This is a genomic window from Candidatus Methylobacter oryzae (assembly GCF_003994235.2).
Lineage (GTDB): Bacteria > Pseudomonadota > Gammaproteobacteria > Methylococcales > Methylomonadaceae > Methylobacter_A > Methylobacter_A oryzae.
The window spans coordinates 1-22,589 of the sequence record NZ_RYFG02000105.1 but is presented as its reverse complement, the minus strand read 5'-3'; the positions used below and the strand labels follow the sequence as shown (position 1 = coordinate 22,589).

Sequence of the window (22,589 nt, the reverse complement as noted above, 5' to 3'; positions counted from 1 at the left end):
AATAAGTAAAACAACCAATCCACAAAGTTATCCACAGGTTTTGTGAATAACTTTCAGGATGGGATTAACCGTTAATTATAGCCAAAGGCCATAAGTTTCGTTTGAGCGGGCAAGCCGCTCAACTCAGCTTTAATCTTCGGGTTGATCGACAACGATTTTATAGTGATGCCAATAAGCTCGATAGTTGACTAAAATCCAGCGGCTTCAGCAAATGATAGTTAAACCCTGCCGATTGCGAACACTCAATGTCTTCAGGCTGTCCGTAACCGGTTAAAGCAATCAGAATTGCATCTTGAGTCTCCGGCATTGCGCGCAGCCGTTTTGCGGTCTCATAACCATCCAGATCGGGAAGGCCTATATCGAGCACGACAATTTGCGGACGAAAAACCTGGGCACGCTCTATTGCTTTGATGCCGCAATCGGCTATTTCGACTTCATGTCCTTGGGCTTGCAACAGCATCATCAGGCTTTCGGCCGCATCGACATAGTCATCGACAACCAGGATGCGGAATTTAGACGTCGATAACGTAGGTTCGGTTGCTGCCGGTTCGGCCGCGGATGAGTCCATCGGTAATGCAGGCAGCCGCACCATGAATGAACTGCCCTGGCCAATGCCGCCGCTCGCGGCAGTGACCGTTCCTCCATGTATTTCTACCAGTTGCCGCACTAGCGTCAAGCCGACCCCCAGCCCGCCTTGAGAATGGGCCAAAGTGTGGTCGGCCTGGGAAAAAAGATCGAAAATTTGAGGCAAAACATCAGGCGCGATGCCGATGCCGGTATCTTTAACTTCGATGACTGCATCGGAACCTTCCCGTTTTACGTTCAACATGATTTTTCCTCTCTCATGAGTATACTTAGCCGCATTGTTGAGCAAGTTAGACAGCACTTGCGCCAGCCTGACGCGATCGCCTAAAAGCCGTTGCGGTGGCGTGATTTGCGAAATAATCAGCTCCTGCTTACGCGAATCGATCAAGGGACGGCTGGTTTCTACCGCATTATTCACAATGTCGGTAAGTTCGAGATGCTCAACCTTCAGCCTGATTTTGCCTTGCATGATGCGGGACATATCCAGCAACTCGTCAAGCAGTTGCGCCATATGCGCTACTTGGCGGTCAATCACGCTGTAGCTTAGCGTCAGTTTAGGGTCGGCTACTTTCTGCATTTTCAAAAATTGCACGGCATTACGGATAGGAGCCAGCGGATTACGGAGTTCGTGGGCCAACATCGCCAGGAATTCGTCTTTACGGCGGTCCGCCAAGCGTAGTGCCTCTTCGGCGCGCTTGCGCTCGGTAATATCGGTTGCTACTCCCAACAGCTTGTCGCAATGACCGTCGTCAATCAGCGGCGTTTTTACGGTGCTGTACCAATGGATGGAGCCATCGGCATGCGAAACTTTTTCTTCGGGGATTTGTTTGGGTTTACAACTGGTTATAACGTCAAGGTCATTCCGATGGAAGTGGGACACTTCGTCGGCGTTGGGATTGAAGTTCTCATCGGTCATCCCGATCAGGTTTTCAGGGCTGGCGCCGTAGCACTTTGCCAAAGCCTCATTGCCTAGAAGAAATCGTCCTTCCTTGTCTTTGACAAAAATCAAACTGGGCGCGGAATCAATGACTTGTCTGAGGAAGGCGCGTTCATGTTGCAAGGCTTCCTGGCTGCTTTTAATATCGGTAATATCTTCAGTGGTTCCGAAACCGCCTAGCACTGTTCCATCTTCGTCAAATTCCAGCTCAGCCAGTTCACGTACCCATTTGATTTTTCCATCGACTATAATGCGGTGTTCAATGTCGTAAGGTTTGCCGGTAAGCGCTGCTTGCCAAGCCGTATCGACTCGCTCGCGGTCTTCAGGATGGACAGCCTCAAGAAAGGACTGATAGGTTTGGGGTGAGCCTTTTGGCCGGCCAAAAATCCGAAAGTTCTCATCGGACCACTCTAAGATATTTGTGAGGAGGTTCATGCGCCAACTGCCGACATGAGCGACGGCTTGGGCGCGGTTCAGGTCTATCTGGCTTTCGCGCAACGCTTTTTCTATGCGTTTGCGCTCGGTGATATGGGTACTCACCGTGCCCAAGCCAATCGTTTTATTATCTGAGCTTTTTAGGCTGAAGACGTTGTAGATCATCCATAAGGCTTCCCCGGTTTTAAAGTGCCGGAAACGGATTTCGACATCGCCTGCGCCGCTTTTGAACACAGTGGGGAAGAATTGCTCGATAATAAAAGCTTGGTCTTCAGGAAAAAAGAACTCTTTAACCGGAGTCTTAAGGCCTTGCTCAAGACTATCCAAGCCTACCAAGCGTAGTCCGGCATCGTTGATAAAAAAAGGGATGCCGTGTGTATCGCACATACCGATAAATTCGGAGCTGCTTTTAGCGAGTAAGATATATAAATCCCGCTCTGCTTGCGTCCGATTGCGCTCGGCAATTTGCTGTTTAAGCTCTTCCTCTCGTTCCATGACCTTGTGTAACGTTTGTTGTTCTTTATCGTGCAGGCGAGCAATGAATAAGCTGAACATCGCGCCTACAGTCACTAAGAAAACGATACGCAGCAGTTCACTTGGTTGGGCGATATAAAACGCATTGTAAGGTTCGTCCAGAAAGTAAATGCTGACTACCGCACTTAACAGTGTGGTAAAAATTCCCGCCCTAAGCCCTCCAATCCAGGCAGCGAAAGCGATTACGACCAAGAAGAGTAATAACGGCGGGGAAGAACCGAAAATAAATTGAAAGTTTTTTAAAACAAATAAAATAACTGCAATCCCCAATGTTGCGGCGATATAGATGTTATTGAAAAAATATTTAATAGGGACCTCGCATCGTTTTTCAGACGTGCTCCAGTGCGTGCTGTTGAACGTGACAAATTAAAAAAATGTCGAATATTCAGCCAGCCGCGGTATTTTGTCAAAGGTTCGGCAGATATTGGGGAAGATGTTGGCGAATATCGGCGACGCTCAACGCAGTGAGTTCTTTGTTGAGTTCGAAGCGCACCCGCTGTTTAAGCTGTTCCGACAAATGGTTGCGCAGTAAGCCCAGAAAAGAGGGGCCGGCAACAATCAGCAGTTGCTCAAACCGGTGCGCATTGAGCGCATCCTCCAGATAGTGGGCGATTCGGCGCGCAAAATTGTCTATTTCGTGTTTTTTCGGATCGTTAGGTTGTTCATAAGTGTGGCTCACCGTGCCGGAACTTGAGATTCTTCCAGGCAGGTCGGAGGTTATTTCCCGGTCGTGCAAGCGGCCTGCCGTATGACATAAATCGTCGATTTCTTCTAAAGGAGAAGAAAGTGAATCGGCAGTAAAAATACGCGCACGGCTATTATCGGCAACGAGTATCCAGGTTAATTTCATGATTATTCCCTCTGCGGCGGTTTTGCTTGGTTTATCTACGTCCTACCGAAAATCGTTGAATCGAAGAATTTACAATAAGAAAATCGCCGCTTTTAATCAATAAGTAGTATTACTAACTGATGTTACGCAGGTTATGAAAAAGCGGGATCCACGAACAACACGAAAAGAACATCAGCTATATTGTTTATCGTTTCCCACGTAATATTGTTATATACAAGTTTCTGCGGAAGGAATCATTCCGATAGTTCTTTACCTTGGCGTTAAGCGAGAAATAGGCCGATAGGCAGACCTTCCAGGTTTTTACTGGAGCCGCTCCCGGCGGCTCCGGCACTTCTGACCATCATGGATGGAGGAAATGCCGAGGACTGCCGGGAGCAGTCTCGGCCGCCATCCCTGGTAGTCGTAAAACCTGGAAGGCCTAATCCTGAACAGGCGGGACCTTTAAAGCTGAGTTGAGCAGCTTGCCTGCTCAAACGAAACTTATGCCTATTGGGTATAATAAAAGCTGGATAGGGCACAGCTGTCGAGAAATCAACGGCAAATATTTTTTCGTGCCTTTCGTGGACACTGCGCAACATCATTACTAAGCGCCGAACGCTAAGAGGTCGTCTTTCCGGGTCGCGCCAAGTCCTATGAACAAGGTAAAATAGCCGATCAGTATAATGTAACGCGAAGCCATTTTTTCAGTCCCATGCAGCCGGCATTTGTCCATTTAAGACTCCACACCGAATTTTCCCTGGTCGACGGAATCGTCAAAATCAAGCCTTTGGTCAAGCGTTTGGCCGAGTTGAATATGCCGGCCATTGCGATCACCGAGCACGCCAACCTGTTCTCGCTGGTCAAATTTTATAAAGCCTCGTTAGGGCAGGGTATCAAGGCGATAGCTGGTTCCGATGTGCTGGTTTTTAATCCCGAAGATCCGGCCACGCCGTTTCGATTGACACTGCTGGTCAATAATTACGCCGGTTACATCACGCTGACCGAGTTGATCTCCAAAGCTTACCAGGAAGGCCAGCATCAAGGCGTGCCGATGCTCAGGCAGGAATGGATAGAGGCCAATCACAACGGCTTGATTGCGTTGTCCGGCGCAATGAGCGGGTGCATAGGCAAAGCGCTGTTGGCTGAAAATCATGAGGCAGCCAAACGCTTGGCCGAGTTTTGGAGCGGTTTGTTTCCGCAAAGTTTTTACCTGGAATTGCAGCGGGTCGGCAAGCCGGACGAGGAGCGCTATATCGCCGCCGCGGTTGAACTGGCTCAGGCGACCGGCTTGCCTGTCGTCGCGACCAACGATGTGCGCTTTATCGATCAACAGGATTTTGCGGCCCATGAAGTGCGGGTTTGCATCAACCAGGGGCGGGTGCTCGACGATACGCGCCGCCCCAAGGATTACACCGATCAGCAATATTTACGCAGCGTCGAGGAAATGCAGGCGCTGTTCGCCGATATACCCGAGGCGCTGGAGAACAGCGTGGAGATTGCCAAACGCTGCAACCTGAAGCTGACGCTGGGCAAATACTTCCTGCCCGATTTCCCGGTGCCGGAAGGCATGACTATCGGCGAATTCATGACCGAGCAGGCGTCCGAAGGCCTGGAAGAGCGTTTGCAGCATCATCCGGCGGTCGGCAAAGGCAGCGACGAGGAAAACCGGCAGGTTTATTACGACCGGCTGGATTTCGAGTTGAAAATGATCATCCAGATGGGCTTCCCCGGCTATTTCATGATCGTGGCCGACTTTATCCAGTGGGCCAAGAACAACCAGATTCCGGTCGGTCCGGGCCGGGGTTCCGGGGCCGGGTCGTTGGTCGCGTATGCGCTGAAAATCACCGACCTCGACCCGATCGAATTCGACCTGCTGTTCGAGCGCTTCCTGAACCCCGAGCGTATTTCGATGCCCGACTTCGACGTCGACTTCTGTATGGACCGCCGCGACGAGGTGATCGATTACGTGGCCCGGCATTACGGCCGCGACCAGGTTTCGCAGATCATCACCTACGGCTCGATGGCGGCGAAAGCGGTTATTCGCGACGTCGGCCGGGTGTTGGGTTTCGGTTACGGTTTCGTCGACCGCTTATCCAAACTGGTGCCGTTTGAAATCGGCATGACGTTGACCAAAGCGCTAAAAGACAGTCCTGAGTTGAAGCAGCTGTACGATACCGAAGAGGAAGTTAAAGCGCTGATCGATATGGCGCTGTCGCTGGAAGGCACGTCGCGTAACGCCGGCAAGCACGCCGGCGGCGTCGTGATCGCGCCGACCAAGCTGACCGACTTCGCTGCGCTGTATTGCGACCAGGACGGCAACAACCTGGTCACCCAGTTCGACAAGGACGATGTCGAAGCGGTCGGCCTGGTTAAGTTCGACTTCTTAGGCTTGCGCACGCTGACTATCATCGACTGGGCCTTGCAGGACATCAACGCCAAGCAGCAGCGCCTGGGCAAGCCGCCGGTCGATATATCGGCGATTCCGCGCGACGATAAGGACTCGTATAAATTGCTGATGAACGCCCAGACCACGGCCGTGTTCCAGCTCGAATCGCGCGGCATGAAAGAGCTGATTAAAAAGCTGAAGCCGGACTGTTTCGACGATATTATCGCGTTGGTGGCGTTGTTCCGGCCGGGCCCGCTGGAATCGGGCATGGTCGACGATTACATCAACGTTAAGCACGGCGCCCAGGCTTCGTACGCGCATCCGCTGCTGGAGCCGATTTTAAAACCCACCAACGGCGTTATTTTGTATCAGGAGCAGGTCATGCAGATCGCCCGGGAAATGGCGCTGTATACGCTGGGCGGCGCGGACATGCTGCGCCGGGCGATGGGTAAGAAAAAGCCGGAGGAAATGGCCAAGGAGCGGGACAAATTCATGTCCGGTTCGGTGCAAAACCAGGTCGAAGCAGAAACCGCCACGTATGTGTTCGACTTGATGGAGAAGTTCGCCGGTTACGGTTTCAACAAATCGCATTCGGCCGCTTACGCGTTGGTCGCTTACCAGACCGCTTGGCTGAAAGCCCATTTCCCGGCCGAATTCATGGCCGCGGTGATGTCGGCCGATATGGACAACACCGACAAAGTGGTGATCTTGATCGAGGAATGCCGGCATATGAACCTCAAAATCCTGCCGCCGACGATCAACGTGTCCAAATACAAATTCACCGTCAACGATCAAGGCCGGATCATTTACGGCCTGGGCGCGCTGAAAGGCGTCGGCGAAGCGGCGATCGAGGAAATGCTGCTCGAGCGCGAGCAAAACGGGCCGTTTTCCGGCTTGTACGATCTGTGCAAGCGCGTGGATTTGCGCAAATTCAACCGCCGTGTGCTGGAAGCGTTGATTAAAGCCGGCGCGTTCGACGAATTCGACGACAACAGGGCAGGGCATTTGGCCGAACTGACGACGGTATTAAAAGTCGCCGAGCAGCACGGCAAAATGGCGCAAACCGGGCAGGACGACTTGTTCGGCTTGGCGGTCAATGTCGATAACGCCGGCGACGAAGAAGCTTACGCGACCGCCGTCGAGCCGTGGACCGAGAACGAGCGTCTGAACAACGAAAAACTGGTATTGGGCCTGTTCCTGACCGGCCACCCGATCAACCAGTACGAAGCCGAACTGCGCCAGTTTACGAATGGAACGATAGAGTCGCTGATGGGCAGTGCCGAGCGCTCCCGCGGCAAAATGGAAGCTAGGGCAGCGGGGTTGGTTGTCGAAGTGCGCACCCGTCAGACCAAGAGCGGCAAGATGATGGGCTTTGCGACCATCGATGACAGAACCGGCAGGCTTGAAGTCGCGGCCTTTGGCGAAATTTACGAAAAATACCGGACTATCTTTTCCCGCGACAGCTTGTTGATTGCCGAAGGCGCGCTGGGCGTCGACGATTATTTGGGTACGTTGCGCTTAACGGTAGAAAAACTATACAACATGGAGCAGGCCAGGGAAGCGTTTGCCCGCAGTATCCAATTGGTCTGGGATGCGACCGACAACCAGCAGGAAAACAATCGTTTCATGGCGAAGTTGAAAGAGGTGTTGGAGCCGTTCAAAGGCGGCAATTGTCCGGTCGGTATCGCGTACAGCTCGCCGGTTGCGAAAGCCAAAGCCGGCCTGCAACTGGGCGACGACTGGCGCGTGCATCCTACTGACGAATTGGTGGCGAGGTTGCGGACTTTGGTTGGGAGGGAAGCAGTGGAGGTTAAGTACAGGTAAAGATAGTTAAGATTGAAAACGGATTTTTAACTTATACCTGAGGTTTGTATCTTGGTGGTGCTATGTCTTAACTAAATGAGGATAGGGCGTCTTGCCCTATCCTCGCTTTTGATTATTCCGCTTGTTGTTTTATCACTTCAACGGGTTTGGGGGTTGGAGCCGGTTCAGCGGTTGCGGCCGGTTTTCCGGCTTCTGAATTTTGACTACTTGTATTACTAGCTTGGCTAGAAACATTAACCTGCGGTTCGGCATGCCCTGCTTTTTCCACTCTTTCCGCAAAGTCGCTATCATAAGAACGGGAGGCCGGACTGGATTCATCGCTAACACTAAACGATTCGTATGCGGGATTTGAATCACCATCTGTTTCAGGTTTTTTGTAGTTGGGATTGCGCGGCCTTCTACGGTTTGGCCCCCTTCTGGCATTGTTTCTTTTTGGGTGCTCTCTTTCGGTCGCGGCAACAACCGGAGAAGTAATTTCCGGCGCATTTGAAGTCACTTCTTCGACAACGCTCTCAAAATCGGCTGATTCCGTTTTTACCTGTTCGGTTTTTACTACAGGCGTATTGGCCGGCTCGAGATTGCGTTTTACATTTCTGCCTTGTCCGCGCGGAGGGCGGTTTTGACGTGCAGAATCTTGGTTCTGTTCGGGTTTTTGTCTTGCAGGTTGGCCCTGTTCCAGTGCTTGGACCGGCTCATTTTGACCGTTTTGTCCGCGCCCTTGTCCTCGGCTGCGATTACGTCCGCGTCCTCTGTCCTGGTTTTGACCTTGCCTGTTGTCTCTGTTTTTACCTGGCTGGTTCTCGTCAGTCGGTTTGGTTCTTTCTGCAGTTTGTATGACTGCGGTTTTAGGTGCCGATTTGGAACCGATCAGTTTATGCCAGAAGCGTTGGATCAGGCTGGCTGACTCAGCTCTGTTCTGTACCGGTGCCGGAGAGTCATGCAGGAATTCCTTGACTGCGGCCTTCGGAATGTTTGGTTTAATTTGTTGCGCGAACTCAGGAATAGTGATGTCTTCAGCTTTAATCTGTAAGTAGCTGGCTTTGCCGTTTTCGCCGGCCTCTTTTTCCTTGATACGCTCAATATCATAGGCCGGTGTTTCCAAATGTTTGCTGGGCAGGATCACAATGCCGACTTTCAGCCTGTTTTCGATTTGCTCAATCGCGCTGCGTTTTTCATTTAACAGGAAAGTCGCGCATTCAATAGGCAAGTGGGCAATGACTTTTTCAGTGCCTTTTTTCATCGCTTCTTCCTCGAGAATACGCAGCACGGAAAGCGCAACCGATTCCACGTTGCGAATCGTGCCTTGGCCTTTGCAGCGCGGGCACGGCAATTGGGTCGAGTCGCCCAATGAGGGACGCATTCTTTGCCTGGACATTTCCAATAAGCCGAAACGCGAGATGCGGCTGGTTTGAATACGGGCGCGGTCGATTTTAAGAGCGTCGCGCAAGTGATTTTCAACGGTTTTTTGGTTCTTGTTGGACATCATATCGATGAAGTCGATAACGAACAGTCCGCCCAAGTCTCGCAGTCTCAGTTGGCGGGCAATTTCATCGGCTGCCTCAAGATTGGTGTTTAACGCCGTTTCTTCAATGTCGCTGCCTTTGGTAGCGCGTGCCGAATTGATGTCGATGGAAGTCAATGCTTCGGTATGATCGATAACGATTGAACCGCCCGACGGCAATGACACTTCGCGGCCGTAAGCCACTTCAATCTGCGATTCAATTTGGTAGCGATTAAATAGCGGGACCGCATCTTGATAAAGCTTTGCCTTGGGCAAAAAGTGCGGCATGACTTGTTTCAAGAAATTTTGCACCAGCCTGAAAGAGTCTTCATTGTCGATCAAAATTTCGTCAATGTTGCCGCGCAAATGATCGCGCAAAGCCCTGATAATGACGTTGCTTTCCTGGAAAACTAAAAAGGGTGCCGGATGTTCTTCGGCAGAGCGTTCAATGGCTTCCCAAAGTTGCAACAGGTAATTTAAGTCCCATTGCAATTCTTCGACATTTTTGCCGCAACCGGCTGTTCTAACAATGAGTCCCATGCTTTCGGGAATTTCAAGCGCAGCCATGACTTCGCGCAGGTCACTGCGGGTTTCGCCTTCGATGCGCCGTGAAATACCGCCTGCCTTGGGATTGTTCGGCATCAGCACCAAGTAGGTGCCTGCCAGGCTGATATAAGTGGTTAGGGCTGCGCCTTTATTGCCGCGTTCTTCTTTTTCAATTTGAACAACGATTTCCTGGCCTTCTTTGATCAGGTCTTTTATGCCTGGACGACGGCCATCGTTTTCGACGCCATCTTGTGGTTGACGGTAGAGCGGAGAAATTTCTTTGAAAGGTAAAAAGCCGTGTTTTTCAGCGCCGTAATTGACGAAGGCGGCTTCCAAACTGGGTTCTACGTGGGTTACTATGCCTTTGTAAATGTTTGACTTTTTTTGTTCTTTCGAAGGTACTTCTATGTCAAAATCATATAGTTTTTGACCGTCTACCAAAGCGACTCGCAGTTCTTCCGGCTGCGTAGCGTTGATAAGCATTCTTTTCATTCAATATTCCTTGTTGTGTCCTGCTCCATGGTCAGATTTTACTGGACAGACTGTTTTTTGTTCATCGTGTTTGTGTAGATAGGGTTATAAGTCCGCTTCTACATAACTTAGTTTGTACGGTTTTAATATTCCGTTTCTGCGTGTTGTCATTGATATCCCGGTCTTCATTTATTGAATGACCGCGGGTAGTTGCACCGACAGAGCCTAAGCAAATAAATATTCTTTATGTCAGTCTTGGTTGTAAATTCCGTCTTAAACAGGAGCTATAAATCGTTCGTCTAGGGTCGAACGATGAACCCGAAAATCTTACAATGATGTAACAGCGTGGTGGTTTTTTGCTACGTTTATCATCATCGAGTATGCTCCAAGGCAGTTCTGCTAGCAAAAACCGCAGAGCAAAAGTATGTTTTTTATATTAAAAAAACGCACTTAATATAGCAACCTTATTGCTATACATCAATTTAAAGAATCAATCATGACCGGATGCTGGTATTATTTGCACTATGAATAGTGAAGAAAAAAACGCAACACCAAAAGTTCAACTGATCGAGATTAGCGAAGAATATTGCGATCAACGCTTGGATAATTTTTTAATTGCCCGCTTGAAAGGCGTACCGAAGAGTCGGATTTACCGGATTGTCCGTAAAGGCGAGGTCAGGGTTAACAAAGGACGCGTCGATATTAAATACCGTTTGGCTACAGGCGACATTGTTAGGATTCCGCCGGTCAGGGTCGCCGAACGCAACGAAGAATCCTATGTTCCGCAAGGTTTGCAAGCCGCGTTGCAGCAGGGCATTTTGTTTGAAGACGACGGTTTCCTGATTGTCAATAAACCGGCCGGTTATGCGGTGCACGGCGGTAGCGGCGTGAGTTCGGGCATTATCGAGGGACTACGCCTGATAAGGCCTGAAGCTCACTTTTTAGAGCTGGTGCATCGACTCGATAAAGATACCTCCGGCTGTCTGATAATTGCCAAAAAACGTAGCGTGCTGAAGCGTTTGCACGAGCTGTTCCGCGATGACCATATTCATAAAACCTATCTCGCTTTGCTGGCAGGACAGTGGGCCAGGAAAAAGCTGATAGTGAACGCGCCTTTGCTGAAAAACGTCAGTAAAGGCGGCGAGCGAATGGTTGTGATCAGTCAAGCCGGCAAAGAGGCCGAGACGCTGTTTCGGCGCTTGAAGCTGTTTACCGATTCGACCTTGGTTGAGGCTTCGCCAAAAACCGGGCGTACTCATCAAATACGCGTTCATGCAGCCAGTCTTGGGCATCCGATCGTCGGTGACGAGCGTTACGGACGAGATGACATTAACCAAAAATTTAAGGGCAGAGGCTACAAACGCATGTTCCTGCATGCGGAAAAATTAAAATTTCAGCATCCGGTTACCGGTGCGCAGCTAAACATTTTGGCGCCTTTGCCGCAGCAATTGGAAGATTTGTTAGAACATGAAGAACAGGTTTGATTTAATCATATTCGACTGGGACGGCACCTTGATCGATTCGATAGACTGGATAGTGCATTGCCTGCAAACGGCCGGAGAGCAGTGCGGTTACGATATTCCCGAGGCCCAGGCGGCAAAAGACGTGATCGGCTTAAGTATAACGAACGCCTGCGCCACATTATTTCCCGATGCCGATCAAGCAACGTTGACGAAGTTGACAGCTTGTTACCAGCAAACCTATTTATCCAGGCAGCTAAGCCGCAACGATTTGTTCCCCGGCGTTTACGATATGCTGGTCGAACTGAAACAGGACGGTTACCAGCTGGCTGTAGCGACCGGCAAAACCAGGACGGGGCTGCAGGAGGCGCTGACAGCGACCGGTACCGAAGAACTATTTAGCATCACCCGCTGCTCCGATGAAACCGCTTCCAAGCCGGACCCTTTGATGCTGCATCAGATCATGCAACACACGCAGGCAGCCAATGAACGCAGCTTGATGGTCGGCGATTCGACACATGACTTGCAAATGGCGATGAATGCCCAAATATCATCGATAGCGGTGTCGTGCGGAGCGCATCCGCAACATATATTGCAACAATACAGTCCGTTGATATGCTTGCAGCAACCGGCGGAATTACTGAATATTATTAGAGGTTAACAAAGCATGGACAACCAGAGCAAAGCAGAAGTTACACGCGAACCCGGTTGGGAGCGAGAGGTCATTGAAAAGTTGGCGTTAGCCGCCGTCGCGGAGCAAGCCAAGGCAAGGCGTTGGGGGATTTTCTTTAAAAGCATGATGTTTGCGTATTTGATCGTCTTGTCCGCTGTTGCGATCTACCCCAAAATCAGCCGGGATTTTGGCGTCGACAGTAAGGATCATACCGCCGTTATCGATGTGGTCGGCATGATCGCCGAAGGTAAAGAGGCCAACGCGGACAGTATTATCGAAAGTTTGAGAAACGCGGTTAAAGACGAACACACCAAAGGTATTATTTTGCACGCCAATTCGCCGGGCGGCAGCCCTGTACAGTCTTCCTATGTCTATGAAGAAATCAGGAAAATCAAGAAAGAACATCCTAATTTACCGGTTTACGCAGTGGTCAGCGATATTTGTGCATCGGGTTGTTATTATATCGTTTCAGCCAGCGACAAGATTTTCGTTAATCCTTCCAGCTTGGTCGGCTCCATAGGCGTGCTGATGGACGGTTTCGGTTTTGTCGATGTGATGCAAAAATTGGGCGTGGAACGCCGCTTATTCACCGCAGGTGCGCATAAAGCCATGCTTGATCCTTTTTCTCCATCCAAGGAAGAGGAAACACATTATGTACAAGGCCTGTTAAATCAAGTGCATCAGCAATTTATCGGCGCAGTGAAAGCCGGCCGCGGCGACCGGCTTAAAGAATATCCCGACATGTTTTCAGGTTTGGTCTGGACCGGTGAAGAAGGCGTCAAATTAGGCATCGTTGACGCGGTTGGCAATCAGGATTACGTTGCGAAGGAATTAATTGGCGCGGAAACGCTGGTCGATTTCAGCCAGCAGGAACATTTGCTTGATAAAATCGCAGGCAAGCTCGGCGCATCGTTTGGACAAGCCATCGGTAGTATGGTTCAGGGCGTATCCTTACATTAAAGCTTCAGTAGCGGTTCAGGGTGATGGGTTAAAATTCTTTTCGCTCTATATGCATAGGTAGGGCGATGGATTTTTGTATGTAACATTATTAAATAACAAAGCAAGCTTTAACTCCAGTACCCAGGGAGGCCAAAGCTTGCTTTGCTCGTTTCAAGCTTAACGGTAGATTTTGCATACCTGTTAGCCTCATTACTCCGGATTGCCTATGAGAAATTTGCTTAAAGTCGCGGTATTCTTCTTGATGTTTTCCTCCAATTGCTTTGCAGAAGATAACCTGCCGGCAAGCATCAGTTTGGACGAAGCTACCAAGCACATTATTGAAGGGACCTATAATAAGGTGCTGGGCGCGCAAACAGAGCTGATCGACGGCAAGGAAATTCATATTATTAAAGTGCTGACGCCCGACGGCCGTATTCAATATTACAAAATTGACGCTCAAACCGGTCAATTAGTCAATTAAGCGCGATAGACAAAAATATGCGTATTCTTATTGTTGAAGATGAAATAAAACTCTGCGAACAGATCCAGCAGTTCTTTGCCGATAAAGGCTTTGCCGTCGATACCGCCAATACCGGCCGAGACGGCTATTACATGGGCAAGGAATATCCAATCGATGCTGCCGTAGTCGACCTCGGCCTACCCGATTTTTCCGGTATCGAATTAATCAAACGTTTGCGTAAAGATAAGGTGACGGTTCCGATCCTGATCCTGACCGCACGCAGCCGCTGGCAGGAAAAAGTAGAAGGCTTGGAAGCCGGAGCCGACGATTATCTGGTTAAGCCTTTTCATTATGAAGAATTGCTGGCCAGGATCAATGCCTTGATTCGGCGCTCGGCCGGAGTCGCTCATCCGGTGCTAACTCATGACAATATCGAACTGGACACAGTGGCCCAGGAAGTCACCGTGTCCGGCGTCAAGCTGGAATTAACCGCTTACGAATACAAGGTATTGGAATACCTGATGTTCCGCAAAGGCGAAGTCGTTTCAAAATCTGTGCTGACAGCCCATATTTACGATGAGGATTTTGAGCGCGACAGCAACGTTCTTGAGGTGTTTATCGGGCGCTTGAGGAAGAAGCTTGATCCGGACGGTACGCGCAAACCGATAGGAACGTTGCGTGGCCGGGGCTATATGATTCATGCCGAGCGCGATTGATTTTTAGCCGCAGATTGTGCCGATGCAGGTTGAAAAACTGAAATATAAAGAACTTACCCATCTTAATTAAGCGTGAGACAAAAGGCGAAAGGCACAAAGCACAAGGCTAAGAGTGCAGGCTTGTTGAAGTTCAGTTTTTTTCGCTTTTCGCCTTATTCGTTTAATCTGTGTTCACCTGTGGCTGAATAGTTACGATTCATCGATTCTTGATTCATTCATCAAACCCATGCAAGTTAAATCCTTAAGCTTTCGATTGCTGGTTTCCGCCGGCCTTGTGCTTGCCGCATTCTTTGCTCTGGCTGCCGTGGTGCTTGAACAGGGCTTTCGCGAGAGCGCCGAGCAGGCTTTAAAGGAAAAATTGCAGGTTTATGTGTATTCGTTGTTATCGGCCGCGGAACTGAAAAATTCCGGCGATTTGATCATGCCGGCCAATTTACCCGAACCTCAGTTCGCTACTCCGGGGTCCGGGCTTTACGGTTTTATACATTTAGCCAAAAAACACCTGGTTTGGCGCTCGCCTTCGGCCATCGGCCTTGATGTAAAGCCTCCTCCGGAATTAATCGCGGGCAATTCCGAATTCTTGTTAGCCGAACATAATCGCTATGCGCTGCATTATGCGGTCATCTGGAAAAATGTAGCCGGCATAGAGCGGGAATATATTTTTACCGTGACCGAAGATGCCCAGTTTGTCAGCAGCGAGGTGGAACGATTCAGGAAAACCTTAAGAGTTTGGCTGCTGGCTCTCGGTTTGTTTTTGATATTTATCCAGTTGATCTTATTGCGTTGGAGCATAAAACCTTTACGAATTATCGTAAAAGATCTTGAGGCAATAGAAAAAGGGCGCAAAACCCATTTGGACGGAGATTATGCAACGGAATTGGAAGGGTTGGCCGGAAATCTTAATGCTTTCATCAACAGTGAGCGGGCGCATCTCGAACGTTACCGCAATGCCTTGGCCGACTTGGCGCATAGCCTGAAAACGCCGCTGTCGATACTGCGCGGTTGCGCCGATATGTTCAGCGTTAATACGGAAACAGTAAAAGAACAGATTTCCCGCATGGACGAGATTGTCGAGTATCAATTGCAGCGAGCAGCGGCAAAAGGCGAGCATAAGACTGCCGGAACCGTCGATTTATCGGCCGTCATAACAAAAATAAGCGCATCGCTGGCTAAAGTTTATATCGATAAAAATATAAGCTTCGATTTGGCCGTCCCGGCACAAAGCCCGATCTATTGTGAAGAAGGCGATTTGTATGAAATAGCCGGCAACCTGATGGACAACGCCTGCAAATGGTGTCGAAACACAGTGAAGATCAGCGTTTCCCTGGATCAGCGCAAAGGCAGGCGGAATTTCGCAGTGCTGCTCGAGGTTGAGGATGACGGGCCGGGAATCCCGGCCGGAAAATTGGCCGAGATTTTAAAAAGGGGTGTCCGTGCCGACGAGAATATTCATGGACATGGTATCGGCATGGCTGTCGTTTATGAATTAATCAGGCTATTGGGAGGGTTGCTGGAAGGAAAAAAAAGCGACGCGCTGGGAGGCATGAAATGGCGGGTTTATTTGCCGTGACGGCCGAATTCCTTATCGATTAAGATAAAAACTAGTGAGTAACTCAAAAAAGGTTTAAATTCTGCTCATTTAGATATGAAAATAGATATGAAAAGAATCGTCGTGTATCGGTGTCCGGTTTGGGGGGAAGAAAAGGATCGACGAAGACGGCAGTCCCGGAGAGTAGATTGGGTCATACCTGACTGCTATACGTTTAGATATAAATTTTAGTAAATAAAAAACTTAGGTGCGAAGATGCCATTAAAATTTAAGAAAAATATCATATTGATCAATACTATTTTATTTCTGGGCTACGCCAGCATCTCGCATGCCGATGAATGCGGCGTTTTGCGCTATCTGGCTAACAAAAGTAATGGGGTCGCTGTTACCGGCAATACCTGCAAGACGGGTGACGATATTGCCGTAGGGAGCGAGTTTAATTTAATGCCCGGTGCGCGTTTGTGGTTTAAGTCGCAGGCCATAGGCCCCGATGCAAAAAAAACGCAGGGGATTTGTCAAAACCGCTCGTCAAAGCCTATTCAAATTAGCGTAGATAGCGACAAGCAGCCGTGGATAAAAACCAATGGCTTGGTTAACTGCAATTCATGGACGGGTAACAAAATGAATTGCGGCGATAGCTCGGCGGGTCCCAACGCTCTCAGTTGCGTGATTGCAGCTATTGATGCTGAGCAACAGCCTAAAGGGCTTGAAGAAAGAACAACGTCGGTCAGAATGCGTTCATTACCGACAATGGGCGAGGCCGATAAAACCGATTCGTCGCAGGATGGCGCTGAGCCCGATAAGGAACAAATTGTTTCAGCCATGCAACCGGATGTCGATTTATGCCGGGCTATCAATCATACCGACGCACGGGTTGAAATTACCTGGTTGGTAGAAACAAATAGCCGGGCGGGCACGGTAATCCCTGCCGCTGATAAAACCAAAAATACCGATAAGCCGTTTATCGATTGTCTGACGGCTGTTATCAAGGATTTCTCCTACCCGCAATCGTCAAAAGCTGTCTGGTTAACAAACCGGTTTTAAAATCCGATGTCCGAATCGCCGCTGATCAATACCAAGCTGCTGCTGAACTTTATATTGGTAGCGGCATTGGCCGGTATCGGATTGGATTACACGTTCGACAACAGCATGGATTATTGGATTCATGATTCGGCCGTTGTCAGGCAGGCTCGCGGCCAATGGAAATATGTTGCCGTTGTCGTTATGGACGAAGGTATTCCGGTGGATGTGTCGCGTATCCAGTCATTGCCGTTGTTCGCGTTGGCGGCGGAGCGCCTGGCCGCGGCAGGGAGTAAAGGCATGTTCCTCGATGCCAGGGTGCCGAAAGAACTGGAAGGACGAATGCCTTACGCATCCTGCATTGAGCCAACCGGCGAGGTTCGCTGGTCTATACCTCAATGCACGGTGACATCGGGCAATCAGTGCCAAGTATTAAGCAGCGACGCGGGCAAGGCCCCGTTGAAGATGGCAGGACAGGCTATGTCGCAATTCAGCATGGCTCCTTTTCCTCCCGGGCAAAAGGATCTGCCGGAATTTCTGCTGTTTGATTTCGATGCGGCTGCGTTTATTTCTGGGCAAGGTGTCGAGGCGCTGGACCACTTGGTCACACGCCACAGCCCCACTGCACGCTGGATTGATTTAACTGAGGGGCATGCCGTCCTAAGACTTGCCGAATCGGTTAATCCGGAGTTATTAAGGGCGTCTTTGGAAGATGAAAGCCAAAACGAGATTTGCGACAAAGGGCTTCCCTGCCGGCGGATTCGCTTAAGCAAGCCGCTCTATCAAGTTCAAAGCAGCGATGAAAGGCTGTTCCTGCCTTTGAGTACGTTGGCATCTTGCGACCAGGATCTGGCACTTAAAACTGCAGCCCTGGTCAAAAACAAAGCTGTTATCTTTCAGGTCACGATTCCCACTGAGACAACCGATACGGTTATCACGCCGATGACGACCGCTGTTGCCGGTCCCAAGCTGTTAACGCCTGGAGCGCAATACCTTGCCGATGCTATAGAGACGCTGCTAAATCACGATTATCCGCGCAGGCTCGACAAAATTATTAATGTGATATTGCTCATTGGCATAGCAATAATCAGCGTTTTGGCAGGCGCTTACCTGAGACCCTGGATGTTATGGTTAGTGGGCAGCCTGATCTTTACTATCATGATCGCATTGTGTTTATTTAATCCGGTATTGCAGCTCTGGCCGGTTACCGCGGCCATGGCGACGTTTATTGCAGGTGCTTTACAGACGACAGGCGCGCGCTTGGTAATAGGTTTTCGCGAAGGAAAACTGGCTAGCCAATATCTGCCTCAGCAAGTTCACAGCATGCTGCTCAAATTAAAAACCGATGAAAGTTTTAAGAATACTTGTAGCCAGGTCGTGGTGTTAATGAGCGATCTTGAAGGCTATACCACGATAACCGGTATCTTGGAGGAACCTGAAAGCCTACTCGACCTGATGAACGATTATCTGAATGAAACGTCATTGATGTTGCAGGATAAATATCACGGCTGGCTCGAAAGTTATGTCGGCGATATGGTTTGTTACTACTGGCCTTTTGTTGAAAGCAATAAGGAGCAGGTTTACCAGAACGCTTTACAGGCGGCGTTAGAATTGTCCATTTTGCAACAGAATTTTTTCGAGTCGGTACCTTTTCGATATGGCGATAAATTCGGACCGACAGTATTGGAGCAAATAGGTAAAACCATCAATGCCGGCATTGGCTTGACGCCGGGTCTTGTGGTAATGGGGGATTTGGGGCCTAAGCATGGCGTGAGAAAATTCGGCATACTCGGCGATCCGTTAAACTTGGCGTCACGAGTGGAAGGTTTGACGCGAATGTTCAATGCCGAGATTATTGTGACGGAAGAGCTGCTTGCGGCAGCAAGAGAATTGAATATTCCCGCCAGACGCTTAGGCTTTATCTGCGTTAAAGGTAGAAATACCCCTGCGATGCTTTATGCGTTAGGCCGTCCGGAAGATGAACGTTTTTCGGCCGAAAATATCGCAGCTTGGGAAAATTGGCTTGCTGCGGTTGAGCAACATCAACAAGAAACCGCCCTGCCGTGCCCGGAGGTATACCGGCAAGACCGCTTGACTCTGGAAAGTTGGCTTAAACGAGGCTTATTAACCGAACAAGGTGTATGGCATTTAAATGAAAAATAACAGTTTTTAGGTTGGTCAATATAAAGCTGAGTTGAGCAGCTTGCCTGCTCAAACGAAACTTATGCCCAAAGGGCATAAAAAGCGCAGTAGTAAAGGTTAGTGATCGTAGAATTTAATTTTCGTAAGTGTGGCGAACCAGGCAATGAGCGTCAATGTAGAGAACGAGGATAGTAGGGACATGGCTGTAGAAGAGATTGGCGCGCATTCGGACGATTGGATGACTGCGTTATTAAAATCGCCGGTTATCCGGCGGCTTCCTCCTGTTAATTTACAAAAAATCATAATGGGATTGGAAGTCGTAAACTTTAAAAAGGATGACGTCATTATCGCTCAGGGCAGCGAGGGGGATTATTACTATCTGATCAAAGACGGCCAATGCTTGTGTACACGTAAAGTATCTCCGAACGCCAAGAGTATCAAGATACGCCAGCTTGCAACCGGCGATACTTTTGGCGAAGACGCATTGATTTCCGGCGCCCCAAGGGACTTAACGATCACAGCGCTGACGGATGCTTCGTTATTACGCTTGGATAAACAACAGTTTGTATCTTTGATTAAAGAACCCTCTTTAGCGTTTATTTCGTATCAAGAGATGCAGGAAGCGGTCAAGAAAGGCGCCATATTGCTGGATGTCAGTACGCCCGAGCAATATAAAAAACGGCATATTGAAGGCAGTATCAATGAGCCTTTCTTTTCATTAAGAATACAACTTAAAACATTAAGCCGCGAGAAGCCGTACATTGTTGTCTGCAGTGATGGCAGGGCCAGCGAGGCAGCCGCATTTTTATTACTTAATAATTATTTTAAGGCTAAGATTTTGAAAGGCGGAGTCGCCGGTGCTGCGGAAGAGCCGGGCGGCCTGGTTATCAATAATGACGATAGCGGCAGTAACGGGTCTATTCCTGAAAATTCCGGTCATCGGCATGGAGTAGGGCAAGCATCCGGTTCGGCAGGTGTTTTCAGTAATTCTATTAAATCAATCTTTTTGCAGAATTTCGAGCAGTTGGTCGATGGGTGCTGTATGCAGATCGATTTCGAATTCGGCATGCAGTTAGGCAGAAAACGCGAAGCGATAAGTAAAGATCAATATTCTAAATTGCAGGAGTACCTTCGCTCTGTCAGGAACGATATTAAGCAAAACTATATCGCCAAGGTTAGCGGCAATTTCGACAACAGCTATCAGGCCGTGGCTAGTCAACACAACTTGTCTGAAATAGCGTTAATTGGCGAGGATACGGCAAAAGAAAATAGCGCTGTTGATATGATTATTCGTCAGTGTGAGCACTTATTCCATGATGAACTGACCGGATTGAGCAAGAAATTCCCCATTCAGCCTGGGAAGCAGGTTGTTACCGGCAGCCCCAGCCCGATATTTCCGGACAAGCTGGTTCGTACTTTGACCGATGTTGTTAAGCCGTTGAAATTGAATACAGACTATAAAATTGTCCTGTATAAAACATTTGAAGCTAATGTGTTTAGCCAGTTGGGATTGATTTACCGTCAGCTATTAGACAGTTCGGAAACGCCAACTTAGTACAGTCATAGCAATCGTTGAGTCAGTTTCCGATATCGCATTATTAATCCATCAAGAAATAATTGTCTGGCCTGTAAGTCTTAAAATCTACAAATACAAAGGTGCGCTGTGTTTACTATTAGAAATCAACCCCAGGCCGTTCTTGCAGCGTTGTTTTTTGTCAGTTCCGCGCAACCGGTTTGGGCTGTCGGCGGCGCGGAATCGATGGACAGGCCTAGTGCGCGTTCACTGCCTACTCCCGGTTATGCCCCCAACAAACCACCTGAAAATTTCAGCCTGCCGCCGGTTCCCGAGCCCGTCGGCAAAAACGTCGATCGGCGCAAATTGTTCGTCAAGCATATCAACCTCGAGGGTAACAGCGTCTTTCCTGAACAGGATTTGGGTTCGATCGTTCATCCTTATGAACAACGCGAAGTTTCTATTGCCGAGCTGGAAGAATTGCGGCAAAAACTCACCCGCTATTACATCGACCATGGTTACGTCAATTCGGGCGCGGTTATCCCGGCGGATGCGTTTAAAGACGGCGAGTTACATATCAACATCGTCGAAGGCCGGCTTGACGAAGTGCGTGTAAAAGGTTTGGAGCGCTTACGCGAAGGCTACGTTATCAACCGTTTATCGGACGGGCCGGATAAGCCTTTTAATTTACAAGCATTGCAAGACAATTATCAATTGCTGCTGTCCGATCCGCTGATTACTCGGATGAACGGCCGGATTTTGCCGGGTGCGACGCCTGGGCATAGTATTCTGGATTTGGATGTGGTCCGTGCCAAACCATATCAGCTCAGTTTTTTCGGCAACAACCAGCGTCCTCCCTCGATAGGCGCGGAAGCTTTCGGTTTGAACGGCCAGCTGCGTAATCTCACAGGCCTGGGCGATATTCTCGACTTTACCTATATCACCAGCGATGGTTCCGACCGTTATGCAGGCGGCTTTAGCGTGCCGGTTACCGATTGGGGAACGCAGGTATTCTTTCACTTCGATGAAGGCGATTCGATGGTTTTGGAAGAGCCTATCCGTAACATCGACATCAAAAGCCAAGTGCACAGTCTCGAGGGTGGGGTAAGCCATCCGATCATCAACACTTTACGCCAGCGTTTGAATCTGGGCATCATGTTGGCTGTGCGCGAAAACGAGACCAGTTTGATGGGTAGGTCTTTTTCGTTCGTGCCGGGCGAACCGACCGGGCGCAACCAGGCTACGGTATGGCGTCTGTTTCAGGATTACAGTCAACGTTGGGATAACCACGCCCTGGCATTCCGTTCGACGTTCAGCGTCGGCATGAATGCGCTGGGAGCCACGCCGGAACGTCCGGTGCCGGATAATTTGCGCAGCCTGTACCGGCAATATCCTGACAGCGAGTTTTTTGCCTGGCTGGGGCAAGCTCAATATGCCTGGCGGATGCTCGATAACGGCAGCCAGTTCGTGTTGCGCGGCAACGCCCAGTTCAGCGACGACCCGTTGTTACCTCTGGAACGTATTGCCGTAGGCGGCTTGAACACCGTGCGCGGCTATCGGGAAAACCAACTGGTGCGGGATCAAGGCTACACAATGTCGGCGGAATTTCATTTTCCGGTGATAGGCGGTAGCGATCCCGGCGCAAGACATCATCTAACATTGATTCCGTTCGCGGATTACGGTAGAGCCTGGAATCATGGCGAACAATCGGCCGAACTTTACTCGGTCGGTGCCGGTTTCGAATGGCAGTTCAAGCCCGTCAGCGCAGGTCTTTATTACGGTTATGCCTTAAACAAAACCCAGCCGCGGCAAAAAGGCGATTTGCAGGACGACGGCCTGCATTTTCAAGCACGCTGGGACGTGTTCTAGGGCTGCTTTGATTATTAGTAAGTACTCAGCGTATGTTCAATAGAACACGGATGACACGGATAGGACGGATTTACACTGATTTTTTATCCAAACCCGATTTGTTTACATTTTTTTTAAATCCGTGATTATCCGTTTAATCCGTGCCATCCGTGTTCTATTTTTCTGTGTTCTGAACAGTTACGATTATTAAAAATACGGAT

14 protein-coding genes are annotated in these 22,589 nt (G+C 49.4%); 11 read left to right on the top strand and 3 right to left on the bottom strand.

Annotation, left to right across the window (positions count from 1 at the left end; all coding sequences use genetic code 11):
* Positions 1-157: 157 nt before the first annotated feature.
* Positions 158-2,773: a PAS domain S-box protein gene (locus EKO24_RS14015; protein WP_127028543.1), complete on the bottom strand. Its 2,616-nt coding sequence runs from the start codon at positions 2,771-2,773 to the stop codon at positions 158-160.
* A 124-nt stretch (positions 2,774-2,897) separates the two neighbouring features.
* Positions 2,898-3,341 (bottom strand): host attachment protein, encoded by a 444-nt coding sequence (locus EKO24_RS14010; RefSeq protein ID WP_127028542.1) that lies wholly within the window; start codon positions 3,339-3,341, stop codon positions 2,898-2,900.
* A gap of 691 nt (positions 3,342-4,032) precedes the next feature.
* On the opposite strand from EKO24_RS14010, the gene dnaE reads away from it, so the two are divergent.
* Positions 4,033-7,530: a DNA polymerase III subunit alpha gene (dnaE, locus tag EKO24_RS14005; RefSeq protein WP_127028541.1), complete on the top strand. Its 3,498-nt coding sequence runs from the start codon at positions 4,033-4,035 to the stop codon at positions 7,528-7,530.
* Between the two features lie 112 nt (positions 7,531-7,642).
* Here the strand turns inward: dnaE and EKO24_RS14000 are convergent, their stop codons facing one another.
* Positions 7,643-10,069 carry an Rne/Rng family ribonuclease gene (locus EKO24_RS14000; RefSeq protein WP_127028540.1) on the bottom strand — a complete coding sequence of 809 codons (2,427 nt, stop codon included), beginning with the start codon at positions 10,067-10,069 and terminating at the stop codon, positions 7,643-7,645.
* 503 nt (positions 10,070-10,572) lie between these two features.
* On the opposite strand from EKO24_RS14000, the gene rluC reads away from it, so the two are divergent.
* The 10 genes from rluC (at position 10,573) to EKO24_RS13950 (ending at position 22,389) form a co-directional block, all read left to right on the top strand.
* Positions 10,573-11,532 (top strand): 23S rRNA pseudouridine(955/2504/2580) synthase RluC, encoded by a 960-nt coding sequence (gene rluC / locus EKO24_RS13995; protein WP_127028539.1) that lies wholly within the window; start codon positions 10,573-10,575, stop codon positions 11,530-11,532.
* Positions 11,516-12,169, top strand: a complete 654-nt coding sequence (locus EKO24_RS13990; RefSeq protein ID WP_127028538.1) for an HAD family hydrolase — start codon at positions 11,516-11,518, stop codon at positions 12,167-12,169. Before rluC ends, EKO24_RS13990 begins: the two co-directional genes overlap by 17 nt.
* 6 nt (positions 12,170-12,175) lie before the next feature.
* Complete coding sequence (sppA, locus tag EKO24_RS13985; RefSeq protein WP_127028537.1) at positions 12,176-13,141, top strand: signal peptide peptidase SppA; 966 nt, start codon at positions 12,176-12,178, stop codon at positions 13,139-13,141.
* A gap of 205 nt (positions 13,142-13,346) precedes the next feature.
* Entirely contained in the window at positions 13,347-13,601 is a 255-nt protein-coding gene (locus EKO24_RS13980) for a PepSY domain-containing protein (RefSeq protein WP_127028536.1), read from the top strand.
* A 17-nt stretch (positions 13,602-13,618) separates the two neighbouring features.
* On the top strand, positions 13,619-14,296 hold the full coding sequence (locus EKO24_RS13975) for a response regulator transcription factor (protein WP_127028535.1): 678 nt from the start codon (positions 13,619-13,621) through the stop codon (positions 14,294-14,296).
* A gap of 226 nt (positions 14,297-14,522) precedes the next feature.
* Positions 14,523-15,866: an ATP-binding protein gene (locus tag EKO24_RS13970; protein ID WP_127028534.1), complete on the top strand. Its 1,344-nt coding sequence runs from the start codon at positions 14,523-14,525 to the stop codon at positions 15,864-15,866.
* Between the two features lie 234 nt (positions 15,867-16,100).
* Positions 16,101-16,889, top strand: coding sequence for a hypothetical protein (locus tag EKO24_RS13965; RefSeq protein ID WP_127028533.1), 789 nt, complete (start codon positions 16,101-16,103; stop codon positions 16,887-16,889).
* 6 nt (positions 16,890-16,895) lie between these two features.
* Positions 16,896-19,028, top strand: coding sequence for an adenylate/guanylate cyclase domain-containing protein (locus EKO24_RS13960; protein ID WP_127028532.1), 2,133 nt, complete (start codon positions 16,896-16,898; stop codon positions 19,026-19,028).
* Positions 19,029-19,170: 142 nt separating this feature from the next.
* Positions 19,171-20,562, top strand: coding sequence for a DUF1631 family protein (locus tag EKO24_RS13955; RefSeq protein WP_127028531.1), 1,392 nt, complete (start codon positions 19,171-19,173; stop codon positions 20,560-20,562).
* A 108-nt stretch (positions 20,563-20,670) separates the two neighbouring features.
* Entirely contained in the window at positions 20,671-22,389 is a 1,719-nt protein-coding gene (locus tag EKO24_RS13950; protein ID WP_127028530.1) for a ShlB/FhaC/HecB family hemolysin secretion/activation protein, read from the top strand.
* Positions 22,390-22,589 lie beyond the last annotated feature (200 nt).